We start from the raw sequence: 20269 nt of genomic DNA, 5'->3' as shown, positions 1-20269 counted from the left end.
TTGGCACGGTGGCCCGGGCGGTCAGCCCAGGCTGCGTGCGGTGTTGATGATGTTGATGCCATCGAAGCGGGTGGTGGACGAACCGTGCGACACCGCCGACACCTGGCCGGGCTGGCCCTTGCCGTCGAAGAACGAACCACCGAAGCGGAAGTCGCGCTCGTCGCAGATCGCGCTGCAGGCATTCCAGAACTCCGGCGTACGGATCTGGTAGGCCGCGTCTTCGACCATGCCGGCGATCTGCCCATTCCTGATCTGGTAGTACAGCTGCCCACCGAACTGTGCGTTGAAGCGCTGCTGGTCGATGGAGTACGACCCGCGGCCGTGGATGTAGATGCCGTTCTCCACGTCCTTGATCATGTCCGCCACGCTCAGCGGGGTCCTGCCCGGCGCCAGCGAGACGTTGGCCATGCGCTGGAACTGCACGCTGGACCAGGAATCGGCATAGCTGCAGCCATGCGATTCGGTTTCGCCCAGCAGGTGCACCTCATCGCGGGTGGCCTGGTAGTTGACCAGGATGCCGTCCTTGACCAGGTCCCAGCGCTTGGTCTTGACCCCTTCATCGTCGTAGCCCACCGCGCCCAGGCTGCCCGGCGCGGTCTTGTCGGCGAAGAAGTTGACCCGCTCGCTGCCCCAGCGGTAGCCGGCGTCGCGCTTGTCCAGGGTGGCGAAGCTGGTGCCGGCGTAGTTGGCTTCGTAGCCGAGCACGCGGTCCAGCTCCAGCGGGTGGCCGACGTTCTCGTGGATGGTCAGGAACAGGTTCGACGGGTCCAGCACCAGGTCATACTTGCCCGGCTTGACCGAGGGCGCCTTGAGCTTCTCGCGGGCATGTCGCGCGGCGGCGATGGCGTCTTCCACCGGGTCGTAGGAATCGCGGTAGGCGGTGATGCCACCGGGCAGCTGGATCTTGCCGCTGGCGTCGCCGTCGAGGAATTCGTAGCCCATGCCCATCGGCGAGGACAGCCCGGCGCGGGTGCGGAACTTGCCGGTGGCCTTGTCGATGGCGGTGGCGGTGAACGGCAGCCAGATCCGGTGCACGTCCTGGTCGATGAACGAGCCGTCGCTGGAGGCGAAGTACTTCTGCTCGTTGACCAGGAACAGGGTGGAGTTGATGAAGTCGGCACCGGCGTTGATCGCGGCCGCATTCAGGCTGAGCAGCAGTTCGACCTTGTCCTGGATCGGCACCGCCATCGCGTTCTTGCGGATCGGCGTCTTCCAGCTCACATCGCCCACCCCGGTCACCGGGGCCAGCTGCACCGGGCGGGTCTGGATGCTCGCATTGGCACGGGCGATGGCCGCGGCCTGCTCGACGGCGGCCAGGATCGCGGCCGGGGTCTGCTGGTGGGTGGCGGCGAAACCCCACGCACCATTGATGATGACGCGCACGCCGATGCCGGAGGACTCGCTGTTGGTGACGTTCTGCACCCGCGCCTCGCGGGTGATCACCGCCTGGTTGAGATAGCGGCCGATGCGCACGTCGCAGTAGCTGGCCCCGGCCCGCTTGGCGGCGGCCAGCGCGGCTTCGGCCAGGGCCTTGTTGCGGGTCGCGTTGGCCGGCTCGAGCAGCTGCTCGGCGGCGATCGCGCGGGAATACGGCAGCATCAGGCCGGCAAGGCCCATACCGGACAGGGTCAGAAACTCACGGCGTTGCACAGCTGGCGATTCCCCGGGAACGATCAGCCTTCGACTGTCGTTTGCGACCCGGTGCTGGCACAAGTGACTGCGGTCATGGTTGGATGTGCGCTGACCCGACATTTCCAATCGTCATGAGCCAACAACGCTGGTCCGAGGCCTGCGAGCGCAACCGCGACCCGATCCTGGCCGTGCTGCGCCGGTACCTGCATGACCGCCACCGGGTGCTGGAGATCGGCAGCGGCACCGGGCAGCATGCGGCGTACTTCGCCGAACAGCTGCCGCATCTGATGTGGCAGGCGAGCGACCATCCGGATTACCTAGGGGGTATTGCCGAGCGGCTGGAAGAGGCCGCGTTGCCCAACGCGCCAGCACCGTGGCCGCTGCAGGCGGAGCTGGCGCCGGTACGGGGGCTGGCGCCGTTGCCGGATGCGTTTGATCGCTTCGACGCCGTGTTCAGTGCCAACACCCTGCACATCATGGGCTGGCCGCATGTGCAGGCCTTCTTCGCTGGCCTGCCGGCGGTGATGGCCGAAGGTGCCCTGCTGTGTGTGTATGGGCCCTTCAACTACAACGGCAGCTATAGCAGCGACAGCAACCGGCAGTTCGATGCCTGGCTGAAGGCGCGTGATCCGGAATCGGGGATCCGCGATGCCGAAGCGGTGGATGCGTTGGCCTCGGCACAGGGGTTGGGGTTGGTGGAGGATTTCGCCATGCCGGCCAACAATCGGCTGCGGATCTGGGGTCGATGACACGCATGGCGTGTCACTACGCGCTTGCGTAACGCTAACGACCTGCATCGAACTGCCGGAGGCAGCGCTGGCAGCTACTGCTGATTTCCGCCAGAAGCTGATCCAGCACGCTGTGATCAATACCCTCACTGACCATAAGGTCGCGCTGCTGTTCCGCGACGCCGGGCAGGTGCAGGCACATGCTGGCGATCACAGTGAGCGCTTCGTCCACATCCAACCGAATGGCGGTTGCCGTTGCGCGCCAGTCGTTGAGCGTGATGTCCCACCATCGGTAGTGGCTTCCCACCTTCATTGCCAGCTTGAGCTTGCGTTTCTGCAGTTGGGGGTAGGGCAGTGCGCTGGAGATGTCATACAGCGGCGCCAGGCGAACCTCGCCGGAGCCCCCGAACAACAGTGAGTAGTTCTTTGCGTGGGCGTCGGTACCGCCGATCAAATAGTTGAAGACAAGTGCCCGGAAAAGCATCTCCACGTCACGGCGAGGCTGGCTGGCGCTGTCCCACAATACTCTGGCGAGTGCTTCGGCGCCGGGCCCGCCCTGGTTCTGGTACTTAATCTGCGGCATCACTCCCAGTGCCTGGCAGAAGTCCTCCTGGTGCACACGCGCCCAACCTGCATCCGTACGCACTCTGTCATAGCGCTCCACGGAGATTGCGGTCTCGCTACCCAGTGCAAGCCGATCCGACTGCGCGGTTGGCATCCCCATGGCGCGTGCCAACCGCAGGCAGAACATTTCGTTTTCTACGAAACCACTGTAGTCGGCACTGGGGGGTTTCAGGATATGGGTGGTGGGAATGCGTCCGCTGGGAACAGCCCAGCCATCGTCCAATCGGAGCAGCGCAATCTTTGCCTGTGCGCCTGCGAGGCTGAAATGGCCGATATCGCCCAGCCAGTGCCCCGTACCGACATCGTGACGAACCTGGGCGAGTCGGCTTGCGACGTCGTCGTCGGTCAGCGGCTCGATACCGTCGGCGTCCCCTGAGAGTACTTCCGGCAGACGCTCGGCGGTGACGAACTGGACCGCACCGGCGCAGTCTTCACCCACGTGGGCCAGCAGCGCAACGGGATTACGCGGCGAAACGTGGAAGCGTGCACCCCACCCGTGCAGTGTGTTGTCGTTGTCGGGCAGCAGGCCCCAGATGACTGCCGCAACGGTCGCCGACGCGTGGGTGTCGCGGTGTAGCGGCAGACTCAGCGACAACGGAAAAGCGTCTGGCAGTGCCACCCAATCCGCCTCGTAGACGAACTGCGGTTGGCCATGCCCATCCATGGTCAAGCGCCCCATCTGCCTGCCCTGCATCAGCACGTGCAGCATCATGGTTTCTTCTTTGAAGTGCGGCGATAGGTCGCCGGCGTTTCGTGCACGGACAATACTGGGGCGGCGACACCCGGTGGCGGCATCTGCCTTGCCCTTTCAAGGATCTCCGCGTAGGACAACGTGCCAGCGTGTGATTGAGCCGAGCCCTGCCGGCGAGGTGAGCGATGCCGATCCACGATCTCATTGATGTCCACCTGCGGGACATCCGCTTCCCGGTTCGGCACGGGCGTTGCTGCCATCAGCGGAATGCCCAGGACATTCATCACCCGAAGCACCAATTGCAACTCTGCGCGGGGCTTTCCCTTCTCAACCTCAATGACCCATTGTCGGCTGACACCGGCGTCATGAGCCAGTCGTGCCTGATCCCACCCGAGCGCTTTGCGCCGCTGCCGGATGAGACTACCCAGATCATCGGGGGTCTTGAGGATGGCCATGGGGTAAATGTAAGCGAATGACTACATTTCTACAAGACCTCTAGCAGAGGATAGTTTCAATTATTTCAGCTAATTACATTGACAGCGCCTATCACTAAGTACGCGATCAGATACATTCGTCGAAATGTATGTGATCGGCGACATGGCGGTAAATGTCGGCGTGCGCTTACAAAAGGCTTACGCCACCTGCACGATATGCAGCGCCTTCGGGTTGCGCCATTGCGCCAGCAGCACCGCCTCACGCGCCTTGGCCTTGTGCAGGTGCGCTTCCTTGACGTGCCCATAGCCGCGGATGTGTTCGGGAATGCTGGCAATTTCCACCGCCAGCGCCACCCGGTCATCGCTCAGGCCTTCCAGCAGCAGTGCCACGGTCTGCTCGTAATCGGCAATCAGCTGACGCTCGCCACGACGCTCTTCGGTACGCCCGAACACGTCGAACGTGCCGCCCCGCAGGAACTTCAACTTCGCCAGCAGCCCGAATGCCTTCAGCATCCACGGCCCGTATTCCTGCTTGATCAGGCGGCCCTGCTCGTCCTTTTTCGCGAACAGCGGCGGCGCCAGGTGGAAGCGCACTTCGAAGTCGCCCTCGAACTGCTGCTGCAGGTGGCGCTGGAACTCGCCGCTGGTGTACAGGCGTGCCACTTCGTACTCGTCCTTGTACGCCATCAGCTTGAAGTAATAGCGCGCCACGGTTTCGGTCAGCGCCGTGCTGCCCGCCTTGTCCCATTCCACGCTGCGCACGCGGTCGACCAGCGCGCGGTAACGCGCGGCGTAGGCAGCGTCCTGATAATCGGTAAGGAACTTGACCCGGCGTTCCACCAGCTCATCCAGCGAACGCGACAGGCGCTCGTCGTCCAGCGGCAGGAATGCAACGTCGCCGCCGCCATGCCCGGGCAACCCGCGCAGCTCGCGCTCGTCACCGGTCTCGCGCGGCGCAGCCGTAGCGCCCCATTCGTTGCCTTCCCACTCGCCCGGCGGCAGGTCCTGCAGCGGGCCCGGGGTGCGTTCGGCGTCGGTGTGGCCATTGCGGACCAGGCCGGAGGCCTGCTGCACCGCCTGCGGGTCGACCACGGCCAGGCGGCCCCACGCAAACGCCTGCTGGTTCATCGCCACCGCCGCGCCGTTGAGCTCGATCGCGCGCATCAGCGCCTCGAACGAGATCGGCACCAGGCCCTGCTGCCACGCGTAGCCCAGGATGAACAGATTGGAGGCGATCGCATCGCCCAGCAGCGCGGTGGCCAGCTGGGTCGCGTCGAGCAGCAGCGGGTCGCGCCCACCCAGCGCCACGCGGATGCCGGCAATGATGTCGGCGGCGGGGAACTGCATGTCCGGGCGGGTGGTGAAGGTGCCGGGCATTGCCTCGTAGGTGTTGAGCACTACCTGCGAGCGTTCGGCACGCACCTTGGACAGCGCCCAGTAGTCGTTCACCACCACCATGTCGCAGCCCACCACCAGGTCGGCTTCGCCGGCGGCGATGCGCACCGCGTGGATGTCTTCCGGGCGCTTTGCAATGCGGATGTGGGTGGTTACCGCGCCGCCCTTCTGGGCCAGCCCGGTCTGGTCGAGCACGCTGGCACCCTTGCCTTCCAGGTGGCCGGCCATGCCCAGCAGCGCGCCGATGGTGACCACGCCGGTGCCACCGACGCCGGTGATCAGGATGTTCCAGGGCTGCTCCAGCGCAGTGCGGAAGGTCGGCGCCGGCAGGTTGTCGAGCAGCGCGCTGCGATCGCTGCGCGCGCCCTTGCGCAGCTTGCCGCCGTGCACGGTGACGAAGCTGGGGCAGAACCCGGTGGTGCACGAATAGTCCTTGTTGCAGTTGGACTGGTCGATGTCGCGCTTGCGCCCGAACTCGGTTTCCTTGGGCAGCACCGACACGCAGAAGCTCTTCTGGCCGCAGTCGCCGCAGCCTTCGCAGACCAGCGAATTGACCACTACCCGCTTCGGCGGGTCGACCAGCTTGCCGCGCTTGCGGCGGCGGCGCTTTTCGGTAGCGCAGGTCTGTTCGTAGATCAGGATGCTGGTGCCCTTCACCTCGCGCAGCTGCTTCTGCACCGCGTCCAGTTCGGCGCGGTCGAAGAATTCCACGCCGTCGGGGAACAGCTCGCGCTTGTTCCACTTCCCGATCTCGTCGCTGACCAGCATGATCGTCTGCACGCCTTCGGCGCGCATCTGGTGGGCGATCTGCGGCACGGTCAAGGTGCCGTCCACCGGCTGGCCACCGGTCATCGCCACCGCGTCGTTGTAGAGGATTTTGTAGGTGATGTTGACCCCGGCCGCGATCGCCTGGCGGATCGCCAGCGAACCGCTGTGGAAATAGGTGCCATCGCCCAGGTTCTGGAACACGTGTTCGGTGTCGGTGAACGCGGCCTGCCCGGCCCAGGTCACGCCTTCGCCGCCCATGTGGGTGAAGGTGTCGGTGCTGCGGTCCATCCAGGTGACCATGTAATGGCAGCCGATACCGCCCAGCGCGCGCGAGCCTTCCGGCACGCGGGTGGAGGTGTTGTGCGGGCAGCCCGAGCAGTAATGCGGCACGCGCGGGAAGCTGGCGCGCGGCAGCGCAAGCTCGGCTTCCTTCTCGTCCATCCAGCGCAGGCGCTGTTCGATCGAGTCGTTGCTGAAGAACTTCTGGATGCGGCGGCCGATGACGCCGGCGATGGTGGCCGGGGTCAGCTCATTGGTGGAGGGCAGGATCCACTGGCCGGCTTCGTCGTACTTGCCGACGATGGATGGGCGCGGGCCCGCGCTGGCCGGCCAGTTGTAGAACTGCTCCTTCATCTGGCGCTCGATGAAGGCACGCTTCTCCTCCACCACCACGATGTCTTCCAGGCCCTGCGCGAAGCGCGCGATGCCTTCCGGCTCCAGCGGCCAGGTCATGCCGACCTTGTACACGCGGATGCCGATCTCGGCGCAGGCGCGCTCGTCCAGGCCCAGGTACTCCAGCGCCTGCAGCACGTCCAGGTAGCTCTTGCCGGTGGTGACGATGCCCAGCCGCGCGCGCGGCGAGTCCATCACCACGCGGTCGATGCCGTTTGCGCGGGCGAACGCCTGCGCGGCCTTGACCGCATAGCGGTGCAGGCGCATTTCCTGGTCCAGCGGCGGGTCCGGCCAGCGGATGTTGAGGCCGCCGGCCGGCATCTCGAAGTCTTCCGGCAGCACGATCCGGCGCGCGAACGGGTCCACCTGCACCGAGGCGGACGATTCGACCGTTTCGGCGATGGTCTTGAAGCCGATCCAGCGCCCGGTATAGCGGCTCATGGCCCAGCCGAGCAGGCCCATGTCCAGGATGTCCTGCACGCCGGCCGGGTTGAGCACCGGCATCATCGCGCTGACGAATTCATCTTCGCTGCCGTGGGGCAGGGTGGAGCTGCGGCAGGCATGGTCGTCGGCGGCCAGCGCCAGCACGCCACCGTGCACCGAGGTGCCGGCGGCGTTGGCATGCTTGAAGACGTCGCCGCAGCGGTCCACGCCCGGACCCTTGCCGTACCACATGCCATATACGCCCTGGACCTTCGCGCCCGGGAACAGGTTGGTCTGCTGGGTACCCCAGACCATGGTCGCGCCCAGGTCCTCGTTGAGGCCGGGGGTGAACTTCACCCTGGCCGCTTCCAGGTGCTGGCGGGCGCGCCACAGTTCCAGGTCGAAGCCGCCCAGCGGGCTGCCGCGGTAGCCGCTGACGAAGCCGGCCGTGTCCAGCCCGGCGGCCTGGTCGCGCAGCTGCTGCATCAGCGGCAGGCGCACCAGTGCCTGCACCCCGCTCAGGTAAATGCGGCCGTCGGTACGCGTGTACTTGTGGTCCAGCGTGTAGCTGTCGTCCAGCGGCCCGGCAGGCAGGTTGGCGGACGAAGGCGAGGTAAGTTCGGCGGTACTGGTCATGGCTGGCCCGTGCTGACGGCTGGCACGGCCACCGCGAGGGCGGCCGGGAAGGGCGGAATTGTATCAGCCGTGCATTTTCTGCCCTGGGGGACTCGCACCGGCGGCACGCTGCGGTTAGGATCGGGGAGGGAGGTTGTTGTGACAACCTGGGGGAGTTTGTATGTCAGTGGGAAGAAACATGCTGTCCAGCGTGGTGCTGGCGGCGGGGATGGCGGTGTTCGGGGTGTCGGCGCAATCGTTGCCGGCATTGCAGGAGTTCTACTTCGATGACGACGTGGCGGCGGTCGCGCCCGTGGTCGTGCCTGCCGACAGCGCCGATGTCGTCGATCAATTGATGAAGCAGCGCGAACGCGGCCGCAAGGCGCTGGAAGCCACCGTGCAGCTGGCCAGCGTGGCCTATGCGCAGGGGCGTCCGGAGCTGGGTCGCGAGCTGTATGCCGATGCGGAGAAGAGCGCAGCCAGCACCTCCGCGCCGGGACGCATGGTGCGCTGGAACCATGGCTGGGACCTGTTCCGTCAGGGCGATGCCGAAGCGGCCCTGGCGCAGTGGCACACCGCACAGCAGGGCCTGCGTGGCAATGCATCGTGGGTGCCGCCGACCTATGCGCTGGCGTTGTGGACGCTCGGTCGCAAGGACGAAGCCGTGAAGTGGTATGCCGCCGCCGTGCGCACCGAACCGCAGCGCTGGAGTACCAGCACCGCCTACGCGCAGCTGCTGCCCAGCTGGCGCGACAGCGAGCGTGCCAGCCTGGCCGAAGTGCAGCAGGCCTGGGCCGCGCAGCCGCCGGCCTGGCCGTGATGTAGCGCCGGGCTCTGCCCGGCACGCAGTGGTACAGCCGGGCAGCGCCCGGCTCTATTCGTCCGCGCTGACCGTTCGGCCCTTGGCCCACTCGCGCAGTCCGTTCACCTGCTCGGCCATCAGCACCGACAACGGACGGCTGCTGCGGATTTCGGTCATCAGCAGCTCGGTGTCCAGCGTGCGCTGTTCGGCGTGCGCTGCGTACAACCCTGCCACCACTGCCTGTTCGATCTCCGCACCGGAGAAGCCGTCGCTGGCCGCCGCCAACGCCGGCAACGCGAAGTCGTCGGCATTGAGCTGGCGCCGGCCCAGGTGCAGGCGCAGCAGTTCGACCCGGGTGTTGGGATCGGGCAGGTCGACGAAGAAGATCTCGTCGAAGCGGCCCTTGCGCAGCAGCTCGGCCGGCAGTTCGTGCACCTGGTTGGCGGTGGCCACGATGAACACCGTGCTCTTGCGCTCGGCCAACCAGGTCAGCAGGTGGCCGAGTACGCGGCGCGACACGCCGCCGTCTTCGCCGCCGCTGGCCAGGCCCTTCTCGATCTCGTCGATCCACAGCACGCACGGCGCCAGCTGTTCGGCCGAGGCCAGCGCCTCGCGCAGGTTCTTTTCGGTTTCGCCGTGGAACTTGTCGTACAGGCTGCCGAAGTCCAGGCGCAGCAGCGGCACTCCGAAACCGGCGGCGGTGGCCTTGGCCAGCATCGACTTGCCGCAGCCCTGCACGCCCAGCAGCAGCATGCCCTTGGGCGGATCCAGCCCGGCCGGGCCCTGGCCGCCGAGGAACACCGACCGGCGCTGGTTGACCCAGCGCTTGAGCCGGTTGGCCCCGGCCACGTCGGAAAACCGGGTGGTGTCATATTCGTAGTGCAGGTGACCGGCACGGTTGAGCAGCTCGAACTTGAGCCTGGCCAGCTGCGGCAGGTCGTCCTGGCTGATCGCGCCGTCGGCGAAGATCAACTGGCGGGCGATCCGGCGCGCATCGACCAGGCTCAGCCCACGCAGGTTGTGCAGGATCTTCTTGACCGCGTCGTTGTCCACCTCCACGCGGCGACCGCCGTTCTCCCGCGCATAGGCGGCCACTTCCTCGCGCAGCATCTTGAGCAGCGCGTTGGGGTCGGGCAGGCGCGGGTTGAAGCGGGTGGCCAGGGCTTCCAGCTCGGCCGGCAGCTCCACCTTGGCGCCCACCAGCACCAGCACGTGGGCCTCGCAATGGCGGCGCTGGATCAGGTCGCGCAGCGCGCGCTGGTGGCTGGCGTAGCCCAGGTAGGGGTGGAAATCGAGCAGCAGGTAGATGCCGCGCTGGTCGGCCTGGCGGATCATCTGCAGCGCCGAGCTGGCGTCGGGCGGGCCGACCGCGTCGTCTTCGCGGTCCATGTCGATCCGGCGCAGGCCTTCGGTGATCGACCAGCGGTGCAGGGCCCGCCACACATGCATCAGGGTCTGCCGGAACAGCTCCACGATGCGACCCTCGTCCTGGGTCTCGATCACGATCAGCGGGGTGTTGGCGCGGATCAACGCGCTCAGGTCCTGTAACTCGCTCATGCCGGCCTGCATTCCTTTGGATCGCGCACGATAGCAAAGCGCCGGGGCATGCAGTGGGTTCAGCCGCGCGACTATCTCCATCACAACGGGCGGTGTACGCTCGGGGCTCGTTCCCCGGAAGCGAGGCTGGCATGAAGACGATCCTGGTAGCCGGTTCCAAGGGTGGGGTGGGTAAAACCACCGTCGCCACCCACTTGGCGGCGCAGGCCGCCCTGGCCGGCAAACGGACCGTACTGGCCGACGCCGACCCCCAAGGCTCCAGCACCCGCTGGGCCGAACGCCGTGCCGGGCTGGAAAGCGCGGTGCTGCCCATCGACGCCACCGGCAAGAACCCGCTCAAGAAAGTGCCCGACGACACTGAGGTGCTGATCATCGACGCCCCGGCCGGTGCGCGCGCCGGTGAGCTCGACGCCTTCCTCGACGTGGCCGATGCGGTGGTGGTGCCGGTGCTGCCATCGGCGCTGGACATCGAAGCCATCGTCGGCTTCCTCAACAGCCTCTCCAAGGTGTCGCGCATCCACAAGCGCAAGCTGCCGGTGGGGCTGGTGCTCAACCGCACCAAGTCGTGGACCCAGACCTCGCAGCAGGCGCTGCAGATGCTGGGCGAGTGGCCCTACCCGGTGGTCGCGCAGCTGCGTGACAGCCAGAGCTACGTGGTCATGACCGGCCTGGGCCGCAGCCTGTTCGATTACCGCTCCGCGCAGGTGCGCGAGCATCAGAGTGACTGGGAGCCACTCCTGCAGTGGTTGAAACAAGACTGATTTTGAAAGGGAACCCCATGCGAGAACTGATACTGCTGCGTCACGCCCATGCCGAAACTGCCAGTCCCGGCCAGGCCGACCTGGACCGGCCGCTTTCCACGGTTGGCCTGGCCGAAGCCGAGGCTGCCGGGAAGTGGCTGAAGGAACACAACCTGCTCCCCGACTGCGTACTGTGTTCTCCGTCGCGACGTACCCGCGAGACGCTCGAAGCGGTGCTGCGGATCACCGGTTATGCAGAACAAAAGCTTGAAGATGCTGTCTACGAGGCCACTCCTGGAACGCTCATCGGTCTGGTAACCGAGCGCAGCGACGTGGAACGGCTGCTGGTGGTGGGGCACAACCCCGGACTGGAGCAACTGGTGGCCCAGCTGACCGAAGGCAGCACCAGCGACTATCGCGGCATGCCGCCGGGTGGCATCGCTGTCCTTCACTTCCCACAGGACGCGCCCATTGAGCCGGGCGTTGCGACGCTGAACGCCTTCTGGTGGCCGTAACCGGTGAAAGCAGTACACACCCTGCTGGGCTGTCTGCTCGGGCTGGCGGCGGGTTCGGCCTTGGCCGAACCCCCGGTACCGTTCCCCGCCACGCCCGCCAATCCCCTGGCTGCGCCGGCCCAGCTGCCGTCGCAGGTCCTGCAGGTCGACGCGGCCCGCTCCCACTTCGGGTTCGAGATCCGCACCCGCCTGGGCCAGCGCATCGAGGGAGTGTTCCCGCGCTTTGAAGGCCGGGTGGACGTGCTGCCCGACGGCCGCCACCAGGTCCACCTGCGCATGTTCAGCCGCTACGTGGAAATTCCCGGCAAGGAGCGCTACACCGCCTGGATGCGCGGCGAGGAGTTCTTCGATTCGGCCCGCTACCCGGTGGTGGAGTTCGACTCCAGACCCTACTGGCCCGACCCGGTCCACCAGGGCGGGGTGATCGAGGGCCAGCTGATCCTGCGCGGCGTGTCCCACCCGGAGGTCCTGAAGGTCGAGCCGGCGGCCTGCCCCCGGGCCGGGTATGATTGCGACGTGGTCAGCCGCGGTACCGTGCAGCGGGGCCGGTATGGAATGGACAGCTGGCAGCTAGCCCTGAGTGATCGAGTGACTTTCGTATTGCGTGCACGCCTCCACGAGGCGCCGAAACCGTGAATCCACTGCTGCGGGTGTTGCTGCTGGCAACGCTGTTGCTGGGCAGCGGCTGTGCGTCGCTGTCCCATGCCGAGCGTGACCGCGCCGCCGGCATCGCCAGCCAGGCACGCTCCCAGCTGGTCGATTGCGACAAGCCGGACCGCTGCGCGCTGGATTCTCCGCTGCGCGCGCTGGCCGGAGACGCCTTCAGCCAGTCCACCCAGGCCGCACCGCGCCATTACGCCACCATCCTGGACGAGGGCGAGACCACCCTGGTGGCGCGCCTGAACCTGATCCGCAGCGCCACCCGCAGCATCGACCTGCAGACCTACATCTTCGACAAGGACGACAGCGCCCGGCTGGTGCTGGACGAACTGCTGGCCGCGGCCCGGCGCGGGGTCAAGGTGCGGGTGTTGATCGACCAGCTGTCGGCGATCTCCGACCTGGAGATCCTGGCCGCGTTGGCCAGCAGTCACCAGAACTTCGAGCTGCGGGTGTACAACCCGACCTTCGGCAAGGCCAAGCTCAACTACGCCGACTACGCCGGCAGCGTGCTGTGCTGCTTCCGCCGCTTCAACCAGCGCATGCACAACAAGCTGCTGGTGATCGACGATGCAATCGGCGTGGTCGGCGGCCGCAACTACCAGGACGACTATTACGACTGGGACAGCGAATACAACTTCCGCGACCGCGACGTGGTGGTGGCCGGCCCGGTGGCACGCGGCATGGCGGTCAACTTCGAAGCCTACTGGCTCGCCCCGCGCAGCGTGCCGGCCGAGCGCCTGAACGACGTGGGCGCCACCCTGCTGCGGCAGGGCGCACCGCCCATGCCGCCGGCCGACTACCGCCGCCCCGACCGGGTCGAGCAGGTATTGGAAGAAGCCCAGGACCCGGCCTACATCCAGCGCATGTTCGTCGACCCCGCGTTCCGGGTCGGGCCGGTCCGATACGTGGCCGACCTGCCGCGCAAGCACCGCAATGAATCGGCCAGCCAGCCCGGCAACGGCCAGCACGTCACCGAGCCGCAGCTGGATTCGCTGATCGCCGGCGCGCAGACCGAAGTGCTGCTGCAGACCCCGTACCTGGTGCTGTCCAAGCCGGCGCGCAAGCTGTTCGAGGCGCTCAAGGCACGCGAAAAGCCGCCGCGCGTGGTGGTCTCCACCAACAGCCTGGCCGCCACCGACAACCCGATCGTGTACGCGCTGTCCTACAAGTACAAGCGCCGCAACCTTCGCGAGCTGGGCTTCAACATCTACGAATACAAGCCGTTCCCGCTGGATGCCCCGGTCGACTACCGCAACCTGGTGCCGGCACCACTGGGAACCGCGCCCAGCAGCGAGCGCAACAGCAGCCTGCTGGGCGGCAGCGCGGCAGGCAGCAACGCGCGTCGCGGCGGCAGCAGTGGCAACAACAACCGGCGCAGCACCTCCGAACCGGAAGCGCAGCGGCCCCAGCCCACTCCCGGCCCGGCCGCGCGACGGCAGACCGACGGCAGCGTGGTCGAACGCCGCGTGCTGCGTGCCGAAACCCGGCCCTCGTTCCTGGGCACCAAGGCGGTCAACAAACCGTTGCCGGTGACCCGCAGCGGCGCGCGCATGGGCCTGCATGCCAAATCGCTGGTGGTGGACCGTCGCATCGGCGTGATCGGTACCCACAACTTCGACCCGCGCAGCGAGAACTACAACACCGAAGGCGCGGTGATCATCGAAGACCCGGCCTTCGCCGAAGCGCTGGCGCAGAGCATCCTGCGCGACATCCACCCGAAGAATTCGTGGGTGGTGGCGCCGCGCACCAAGCCGCCGGTACTGTCCGGTCTGAACTACAGCGTCGGCAAGGCCTCCGAGGCGTTGCCGCTGCTCGACTTCTGGCCGTGGCGCTACGCCACCGATTACGAATTCCAACCCGGCCCTGACTGCCCGGAGCCGCTGCGCCGGCAGGACCCTGCGTTCCATTCCTGCTACGTTGCCGTCGGCGATTTCCCCGAGGTCAACGTCGGCCCGAAGTGGTTGCTGGTGCGCATGCTCACCGCGTTCGGCGCCGGCCTGGTTCCCATCCTGTAACTACATATCGTCGTACGGAGACATCGCATGCCCCAGGTATTCCGCGAACCGGTTTCGATCGACGCGCTCAACGCGCTCAGCCGCAACACCCTGATCGAACACCTGGGCATCGTGTTCACCGCCGCCGGCGAAGACTGGGTGAGCGCTACCATGCCGGTCGACGCGCGCACCCGGCAGCCGTACGGCATCCTGCACGGTGGGGCCTCGGTGGTGCTGGCTGAAACCCTGGGCAGCAGTGCCGGCAACCTCTGCGTGGACACCACCCAGCAGGTCTGTGTCGGCCTGGAAATCAACGCCAACCACATCCGCGCCCAGCGCGGTGGCACCGTCACCGGCACCGCACGGGCGGTGCACGTGGGCCGCAGCACCCATGTGTGGGACATCCGGATCGAAGACGAGGCCGGCATGCTGGTGTGCACCTCGCGGCTGACCCTGGCCGTGGTTCCGGCCGTACGCCCTTGACCGCCGCTGGCGGTTTGCCCGCGATCTGCTGGCAGACCCCGCAGCGCTGGAGTATCGTGCGCGGATGACTTCCCGCCCTTCGGCCTCGCGTGGCGGCGTGGCGCGCGTATGCCGTTACCTGTATCGCGTTCCCCTCCTGCTGGTGCACCTCCTGCTGTTCCTGCCGCTGACCCTGATCGGCATGCTGCCGCCGTGGGGCCGCGTGCGCGTGGGCGGCTGGCCGCTGGAACACCGCGTGGTCAGCGCCTGGTCGGCCGGCCTGATGTGGATCTTCGGCTTCCGCCTGCACCGCATCGGTACGCCGCTGCCGGGCGCGGTGCTGTTCGTGGCCAACCATGTCAGCTGGGTCGACATCTGCATGCTGCACAGCCAGCGCATGATGGGTTTCGTGGCCAAGCGTGAGATCGCCGGCTGGCCGGTGGTCGGCTGGCTGGCCGCACGCGGCCAGACCATCTTCCACCAGCGTGGCAGCACCGAATCGCTGGGTGGGGTCATGCAGGTCATGGTCGAACGCCTGCAGGAAGGCAAGGCCGTGGGCGTGTTCCCGGAAGGACGCACCCGTGGCGGGCACGAAGTGGGCCCGTTCCACGCGCGCATCTTCCAGGCTGCGGTGGAAACCCAGGTGCCGGTGCAGCCGGTAGCGCTGCGCTACGGCGCGCACGGCAACGCGCAGACCGTGGTCGCCTTCGGCGAGCGCGAAAGCTTCTTCGCCAATTTCCTGCGCCTGCTGGGCGAACCGGCACGTCGGGCCGAGGTGCATTTCCTCGCGCCCATTGGCACCCACGACCTGGAAGGCCGTCGCCGCATCGCGGAAACCTCGCGTGCGCGCATCGTGGCGGCCATGACTGCCCCCTAGCGCGATGCTGACCGCTGCCGACTACTGTCCGCCGCGTTGGCTGCGCAACCCGCACCTGCAGTCGATGCTCAGTTCCAGCCGCATGCGCATGCAGCGCGGCCTGGTGCTGCTGGCGGCGACCGGCGCGGTGACCGAAGAACTGATCCTGGACGGTGGCGAAGGCGTGCGCCTGCAGGGCTGGCACAGCCGCATCGAAGGCCGCGAACCGGTCGGCATGGCGCTGCTGCTGCATGGCTGGGAGGGCAGCGCCGAATCCAGCTACATGCGCATGACCGCCGCGCGCATGCTGGAGGCCGGCTACGACGTGGTGCGGCTGAACTTCCGCGACCACGGCAACACCCACCACCTCAATCCCGGCATCTTCCATTCCAACCGCATCGACGAAGTGGTGCAGGCCGCCGGCGACATCGCGCGGCGTTGGCCGCAGCTGCCGCTGGTGGCGGCCGGCTATTCGCTGGGCGGCAACTTCGTGCTGCGGCTGGCGCTGCGCGCACCGGCGGCCGGCGTGCCGCTGCGCCGGGTGGCCTCGGTGTGCCCGGTGCTGGACCCGGCCATCACCATGGAAAGCATCGAGAACGGCCCGGCGATGTACGACTGGTACTTCCGCCGCAAGTGGGCCGGGTCGCTGCGCCGCAAGCGCGACCTGTTCCCCGAGCTGAGCGACTGGGACGACCGCGTGCTCAAGCTCGACATCCGCGCGCTGACCGCGTGGCTGGTCGAACACCACACCGAATTCGGCACCCTGCAGGCCTACTTCGACGGTTATTCGATCGCCGGCGACCGCCTGGCCGGGCTGGAAGTGCCGGCCGACATCCTGATGGCCCAGGACGACCCGGTCATTCCCTATGCCACCTTCGATGGCTGGCGCCTGCCGGCCCATGCCCGGCTCGAGATCGCCCCCTGGGGCGGGCACTGCGGCTTCCTCGAAAACTGGCGCGGCGACGGCTTCTCCGAACGCTGGGTGGCCCAGCGCCTGGGCCTGGAAGCGCTGCCCTGAGGGCCGCCCCGGCGCGCCGCCGCCGGTGTTCTACAATCGGGGTTTGACCCCAAGCTGGACCGTCATGCAAGACAACATCATCCAAGCCCTGCGTCGTGGCGCAGCGGATGAAGCCGCGCAGCTCGCGCGCGAATGGAGCCAGGCCGAGCCGGAGCAGCCGCAGGCGCACCGCTGGCTGGCCCTGGCCCTGCAGCAGCAGGGCCAGCACGAGCAGGCGCTGGAAAGCCTGCAGCGCGCGCTTGAACTGGCGCCGGACAATGCCGACCTGCACCTGCAGCACGCCGGCCTGATGATGGCGCTGCGCCAGTTCGAGGCGGCCGACGCGTCGCTGGACCGTACCGCCGAGCTCAACCCCAACGAACTGTCCGCCTACCTGATGCAGGCCCACCGTGCGCTCATGCGCAACGACGTGGACGAAGCCGAGCGCATCACCCGCACGGCGGCCCGCGTGGATGAAGAGCACCCGGAAGTGGTGGCGCTGCTGGGCCTGGTCGCCCTGCGCCGCAACGACGGCGACCGCGCACTGTCGCTGCTTTCCGCGGCCAGCCGCGCGTTGCCCAACGACGCGCGCATCATCTACGCGCTGGGCATGGCCTACCTGGGCAAGGACATGCTGGCCTTCGCCGAACAGGCGTTCCGCCGCGCGCTGGAACTCAACCCGGGCATGACCTCGCTGCAGGGCCTGCTGGTGCAGTTGGCGCTGCGCCAGGGCAACACCGAGGGCGCCGCCGCCGCGATGCGCCAGCTGCTCGCGAACCCGCAGACCGACACCCCGGCCATGCGCCGCCTGGCCGGCGAACTGGAACTGCAGTCCGGGCAGCCGCTGCAGGCGCTGGAGCACCTGCTGCCGGTGCTGGAACAGTGGCCGGCCGACCGCCACACCCTGCAGCTGCTGCTGATGGCCTGGCAGCGCCTGGGCCGCGAAGCGCAGGCGCGCGAAACGCTCGACGCCAAGCTCGCAGCGCACCCGACCGAACACAACCTGTGGCTGGCGCGGCTGTCGATCGACCCAGTAGGCAGCAGCGAAGCAGCCGCCGTCGGCGCGCGCTGGGTGGAGGCCATGCCCGAGCACATGCCGGCGCTGGAAACGCGCATGCGCCTGCATGACATGGCCGGTGAAGCCGAGGCCGCCGAAGCCGTCGCGCGCCGCATCACCGCGCTCGAGCCGGGCCGCAGCAGCGGCGAATCGCGCGTGGTCGACGCGCTGCTCGCACGCGACCCGGCTGCCGCCGTGGCGCATGTACAGCAGATGGTCGAGCAGGCCCCGGCCGAAGCCAAGCCGAGCCTGCGCGCCTGGCTGGGGTCGGTGCAGGACCGCGCCGGCCAGCACGCCGACGCCCTGGCCACCTGGACCAACCTGCACGTCAGTGAAGCGCCGCAGCGCCTGCCGCTGCCCCCGCAGGCCAAGGCGCCGCTGAGCTGGCCGGACCTGGGCCAGGTCGACGCCGGCAGCGCCGCCCGTCCCATGTTCGTGTGGGGCGCGCCCGGCTCGAACGTGGAGCGCGTGATTGCCGCCATCGCCGCCGCCAGCCCGGTGCTGCGCGGCGACCGCTTCGGTGCCAACCCGCCGGATGACGCCTTCCAGAGTTACCACGCGCTGCAGGACCTCTCCACCGGCAAGCTCACGCCCGAAGGCCTGGTCGCGCAGTGGCGCGCACAGCTGCCGGCGCGCGGCCTGGCCGACGCCAACGTGATCGACTGGCTGCTCTGGTGGGACAACGCGCTGCTCTGGGCGCTGCGCCCGCAGCTGCCGGAAGGCCGCCTGCTGCTGGTGCTGCGCGACCCGCGCGACATGCTGCTGGAGTGGCTGGCGCACGGTGCGCCGGCGCCGTTCGCGGTGACCTCGGTCAATGAAGCGGCCGAGTGGCTGGCGCGCGCGCTGGCCCAGGTCGCCACCCTGCACGAACAGGACCTGTACCCGCACGCGCTGGTGCGCATCGACGAGATCGGCAACGACCCGGCGGCGATGGCCGAGCACCTGGGCCGCCTGTTCGGCGTGCAGTTCCCGCCCGCACAGACGCTGGGCCCGGCGCGGTTCCCCGCCGGCCACTGGCGTCAGTACAGCGACGTGCTGTCGGCCGCGTTTGCCCAGCTCACCCCGGTAGCGGTGCGGCTTGGCTACACCGAAGCGTAAGGAGACCTTGATGAAACTCACCAGTACCCACCTGCGCAATGGCGAGCCGATCGACAGCCGCTTCGCTGCGGGCGATGCGAACGGCTTCGCCGCCAACCGCAACCCGCCGCTGGCGTGGAGCGAGGTGCCCGAGGGCACCCGCTCGTTCGCGCTGCTGTGCATCGACCCGGACGTGCCCACCGTGCCGGAAACGGTCGGCCGCGCCGACTGCAGCGTGCCGGCCGACCAGCCGCGCGCCGACTTCACGCATTGGGCGATGGCCGACATTCCGGCCGACCTGCGGGACATCGCCGAAGGCAGCTGCAGCGACGGTTTCGTTGCCAAAGGCAAGCCGCAGCCGGCCGGCCCGGCTGGCGCGCGCCAGGGCCTGAACGACTTCACCGGCTGGTTCGCCGGCAACCCGGACATGGCCGGACAGTACCTGGGCTATGACGGCCCGTACCCGCCGTTCAACGACGAACGCGTGCACCGCTATTTCTTCCGGCTGTTCGCGCTGGACGTGGCCACGCTGGACCTGCCCACGCCGTTCACCGCCGCCGACGTGCACAAGGCGATGCACGGCCACGTGCTCGCCGAAGCTGCGCTGCATGGCACGTACACGTTGAATCCGGCGCTGGCGTAATAAAAACGCCGCCCGACGAATGATCGGGCGGCGCAGTTCACCGGTAGTGCCGGCCGCTGGCCGGCTCCACGCAATGCATCACTTCTCGACAGCCGACTCCACCACCATATCCAGCACATACGCCTTCGACGACGCATCGGCCGGCGGGTTGGCCACGTTGAAGCGCTTCACCCGCAGCACGTTGCGCGTACCGGCTTCGTGCGTATAGCCCTCGATCACGTCGTAGAAGTTCTCGAACGCACCCGGCGTCCCCTTCTTGATCCCGTTCTCATCGAACTGGATCTCGCGCGTCTGCAGGCACTGCTTGTCGCGGATCATCGGGTGCGGGCACGGCCTGGTCTGCGCGGCCACTTCAATGAACACCGTCTCGCCCGGACCGCCGAAGCGGGTTTCGGCCGTCGGCTGCGGCGTAAACACCAGCACGTCGCCGCTGGCGGTGCGCAGGGTCAGCTGGCCTTCGGTACCCAGTTCGGTCTTCAGCGCGCCTTCCAGCCGCGAGCCCACCGCCTGGTCCAGCGCCATCAGCGCCTTGTCGGTGCAGGCCATCATGGTCGAGGCCATCGGCGAAACGGTCAGTGAGCCGTCGGCCAGGGTGTAGCCCCCGCCCATGCGGTTGCAGGTGTTGCTCACCGCCAGGCGGCCGTCGATGAAGTCCAGCGTCACCGGCTTGTCGGCGCGCGCGAACAGCGCGTCGATGCGCTTGCCGCTGGCGTCGGTGGCGCTGTCGAGCACCCAGTGGTTGCCCTGCAGGCGCTGCACGTCCAGCTGCGCGGCGGCCTTCTGGTCGGCCGCCGCGGTCGGCGCCGGGGCCAGGTCGTCGCGGCCGGGGCCGGCGGGGGCCTGGCTGGAGGGGTTGCTGCACGCGGCCAGCAGGGCCAGCGGCAGGATCAGCATCAGGTTGCGGGTGGTTTTCATGGACATCTCCTT

Annotated in this window: 17 protein-coding genes; 11 read left to right on the top strand and 6 right to left on the bottom strand. The window is 67.8% G+C overall.

Going from position 1 to position 20269, the window contains the following annotated elements:
- Nucleotides 1-21: 21 nt before the first annotated feature.
- Nucleotides 22-1650, bottom strand: coding sequence for a TldD/PmbA family protein (locus C2U58_RS18960; RefSeq protein WP_172448194.1), 1629 nt, complete (start codon nt 1648-1650; stop codon nt 22-24).
- 113 nt (nt 1651-1763) lie between these two features.
- On the opposite strand from C2U58_RS18960, the gene C2U58_RS18955 reads away from it, so the two are divergent.
- Nucleotides 1764-2381, top strand: coding sequence for a DUF938 domain-containing protein (locus tag C2U58_RS18955; RefSeq protein ID WP_102947230.1), 618 nt, complete (start codon nt 1764-1766; stop codon nt 2379-2381).
- 34 nt (nt 2382-2415) lie between these two features.
- On the opposite strand, the gene C2U58_RS18950 is transcribed toward C2U58_RS18955, so the two are convergent.
- The 3 genes from C2U58_RS18950 to C2U58_RS18940 form a co-directional block, all read right to left on the bottom strand.
- Nucleotides 2416-3696: a type II toxin-antitoxin system HipA family toxin gene (locus C2U58_RS18950; protein ID WP_102947229.1), complete on the bottom strand. Its 1281-nt coding sequence runs from the start codon at nt 3694-3696 to the stop codon at nt 2416-2418.
- Nucleotides 3693-4130 carry a type II toxin-antitoxin system Y4mF family antitoxin gene (locus C2U58_RS18945; protein WP_102947228.1) on the bottom strand — a complete coding sequence of 146 codons (438 nt, stop codon included), beginning with the start codon at nt 4128-4130 and terminating at the stop codon, nt 3693-3695. The genes C2U58_RS18950 and C2U58_RS18945 overlap by 4 nt, the downstream gene beginning before the upstream one ends.
- 177 nt (nt 4131-4307) lie before the next feature.
- A complete protein-coding gene (locus C2U58_RS18940) occupies nt 4308-8003 on the bottom strand; it encodes an indolepyruvate ferredoxin oxidoreductase family protein (RefSeq protein WP_102947227.1) in 3696 nt (1231 codons plus the stop codon).
- A 160-nt stretch (nt 8004-8163) separates the two neighbouring features.
- Here C2U58_RS18940 and C2U58_RS18935 point away from each other — a divergent pair, with 160 nt between their 5' ends.
- Nucleotides 8164-8802, top strand: a complete 639-nt coding sequence (locus C2U58_RS18935) for a hypothetical protein (RefSeq protein ID WP_102947226.1) — start codon at nt 8164-8166, stop codon at nt 8800-8802.
- A gap of 54 nt (nt 8803-8856) precedes the next feature.
- Here the strand turns inward: C2U58_RS18935 and C2U58_RS18930 are convergent, their stop codons facing one another.
- Nucleotides 8857-10341, bottom strand: coding sequence for an AAA family ATPase (locus tag C2U58_RS18930; RefSeq protein WP_102947244.1), 1485 nt, complete (start codon nt 10339-10341; stop codon nt 8857-8859).
- 131 nt (nt 10342-10472) lie between these two features.
- On the opposite strand from C2U58_RS18930, the gene C2U58_RS18925 reads away from it, so the two are divergent.
- The 9 genes from C2U58_RS18925 (at nt 10473) to C2U58_RS18885 (ending at nt 19342) form a co-directional block, all read left to right on the top strand.
- Nucleotides 10473-11102: a ParA family protein gene (locus C2U58_RS18925; protein ID WP_070207919.1), complete on the top strand. Its 630-nt coding sequence runs from the start codon at nt 10473-10475 to the stop codon at nt 11100-11102.
- A 17-nt stretch (nt 11103-11119) separates the two neighbouring features.
- The gene (locus C2U58_RS18920) at nt 11120-11596 is read left to right on the top strand and encodes a histidine phosphatase family protein (protein ID WP_070207920.1); all 477 of its coding nucleotides are present in this window, start codon (nt 11120-11122) and stop codon (nt 11594-11596) included.
- Between the two features lie 105 nt (nt 11597-11701).
- The gene (locus C2U58_RS18915) at nt 11702-12232 is read left to right on the top strand and encodes a YceI family protein (protein WP_253256789.1); all 531 of its coding nucleotides are present in this window, start codon (nt 11702-11704) and stop codon (nt 12230-12232) included.
- A complete protein-coding gene (locus tag C2U58_RS18910) occupies nt 12229-14271 on the top strand; it encodes a phospholipase D family protein (protein ID WP_102947225.1) in 2043 nt (680 codons plus the stop codon). Before C2U58_RS18915 ends, C2U58_RS18910 begins: the two co-directional genes overlap by 4 nt.
- Before the next feature lie 27 nt (nt 14272-14298).
- Entirely contained in the window at nt 14299-14733 is a 435-nt protein-coding gene (locus C2U58_RS18905) for a hotdog fold thioesterase (RefSeq protein WP_102947224.1), read from the top strand.
- Between the two features lie 64 nt (nt 14734-14797).
- Nucleotides 14798-15589 carry a lysophospholipid acyltransferase family protein gene (locus C2U58_RS18900; protein ID WP_102947223.1) on the top strand — a complete coding sequence of 264 codons (792 nt, stop codon included), beginning with the start codon at nt 14798-14800 and terminating at the stop codon, nt 15587-15589.
- A gap of 4 nt (nt 15590-15593) precedes the next feature.
- Nucleotides 15594-16586, top strand: a complete 993-nt coding sequence (locus C2U58_RS18895) for an alpha/beta fold hydrolase (RefSeq protein ID WP_102947222.1) — start codon at nt 15594-15596, stop codon at nt 16584-16586.
- Between the two features lie 64 nt (nt 16587-16650).
- Complete coding sequence (locus tag C2U58_RS18890; RefSeq protein WP_102947221.1) at nt 16651-18720, top strand: tetratricopeptide repeat protein; 2070 nt, start codon at nt 16651-16653, stop codon at nt 18718-18720.
- A gap of 10 nt (nt 18721-18730) precedes the next feature.
- Nucleotides 18731-19342, top strand: a complete 612-nt coding sequence (locus C2U58_RS18885; RefSeq protein WP_102947220.1) for a YbhB/YbcL family Raf kinase inhibitor-like protein — start codon at nt 18731-18733, stop codon at nt 19340-19342.
- A 78-nt stretch (nt 19343-19420) separates the two neighbouring features.
- On the opposite strand, the gene C2U58_RS18880 is transcribed toward C2U58_RS18885, so the two are convergent.
- Nucleotides 19421-20257, bottom strand: coding sequence for an META and DUF4377 domain-containing protein (locus C2U58_RS18880; RefSeq protein ID WP_102947242.1), 837 nt, complete (start codon nt 20255-20257; stop codon nt 19421-19423).
- Nucleotides 20258-20269: the final 12 nt, after the last annotated feature.

It is taken from the genome of Stenotrophomonas sp. VV52, assembly GCF_002893095.1.
Lineage (GTDB): Bacteria > Pseudomonadota > Gammaproteobacteria > Xanthomonadales > Xanthomonadaceae > Stenotrophomonas > Stenotrophomonas aracearum.
Note: the sequence above shows the minus strand (reverse complement) of the source record. Positions and strands in the feature narration are given on the sequence as shown.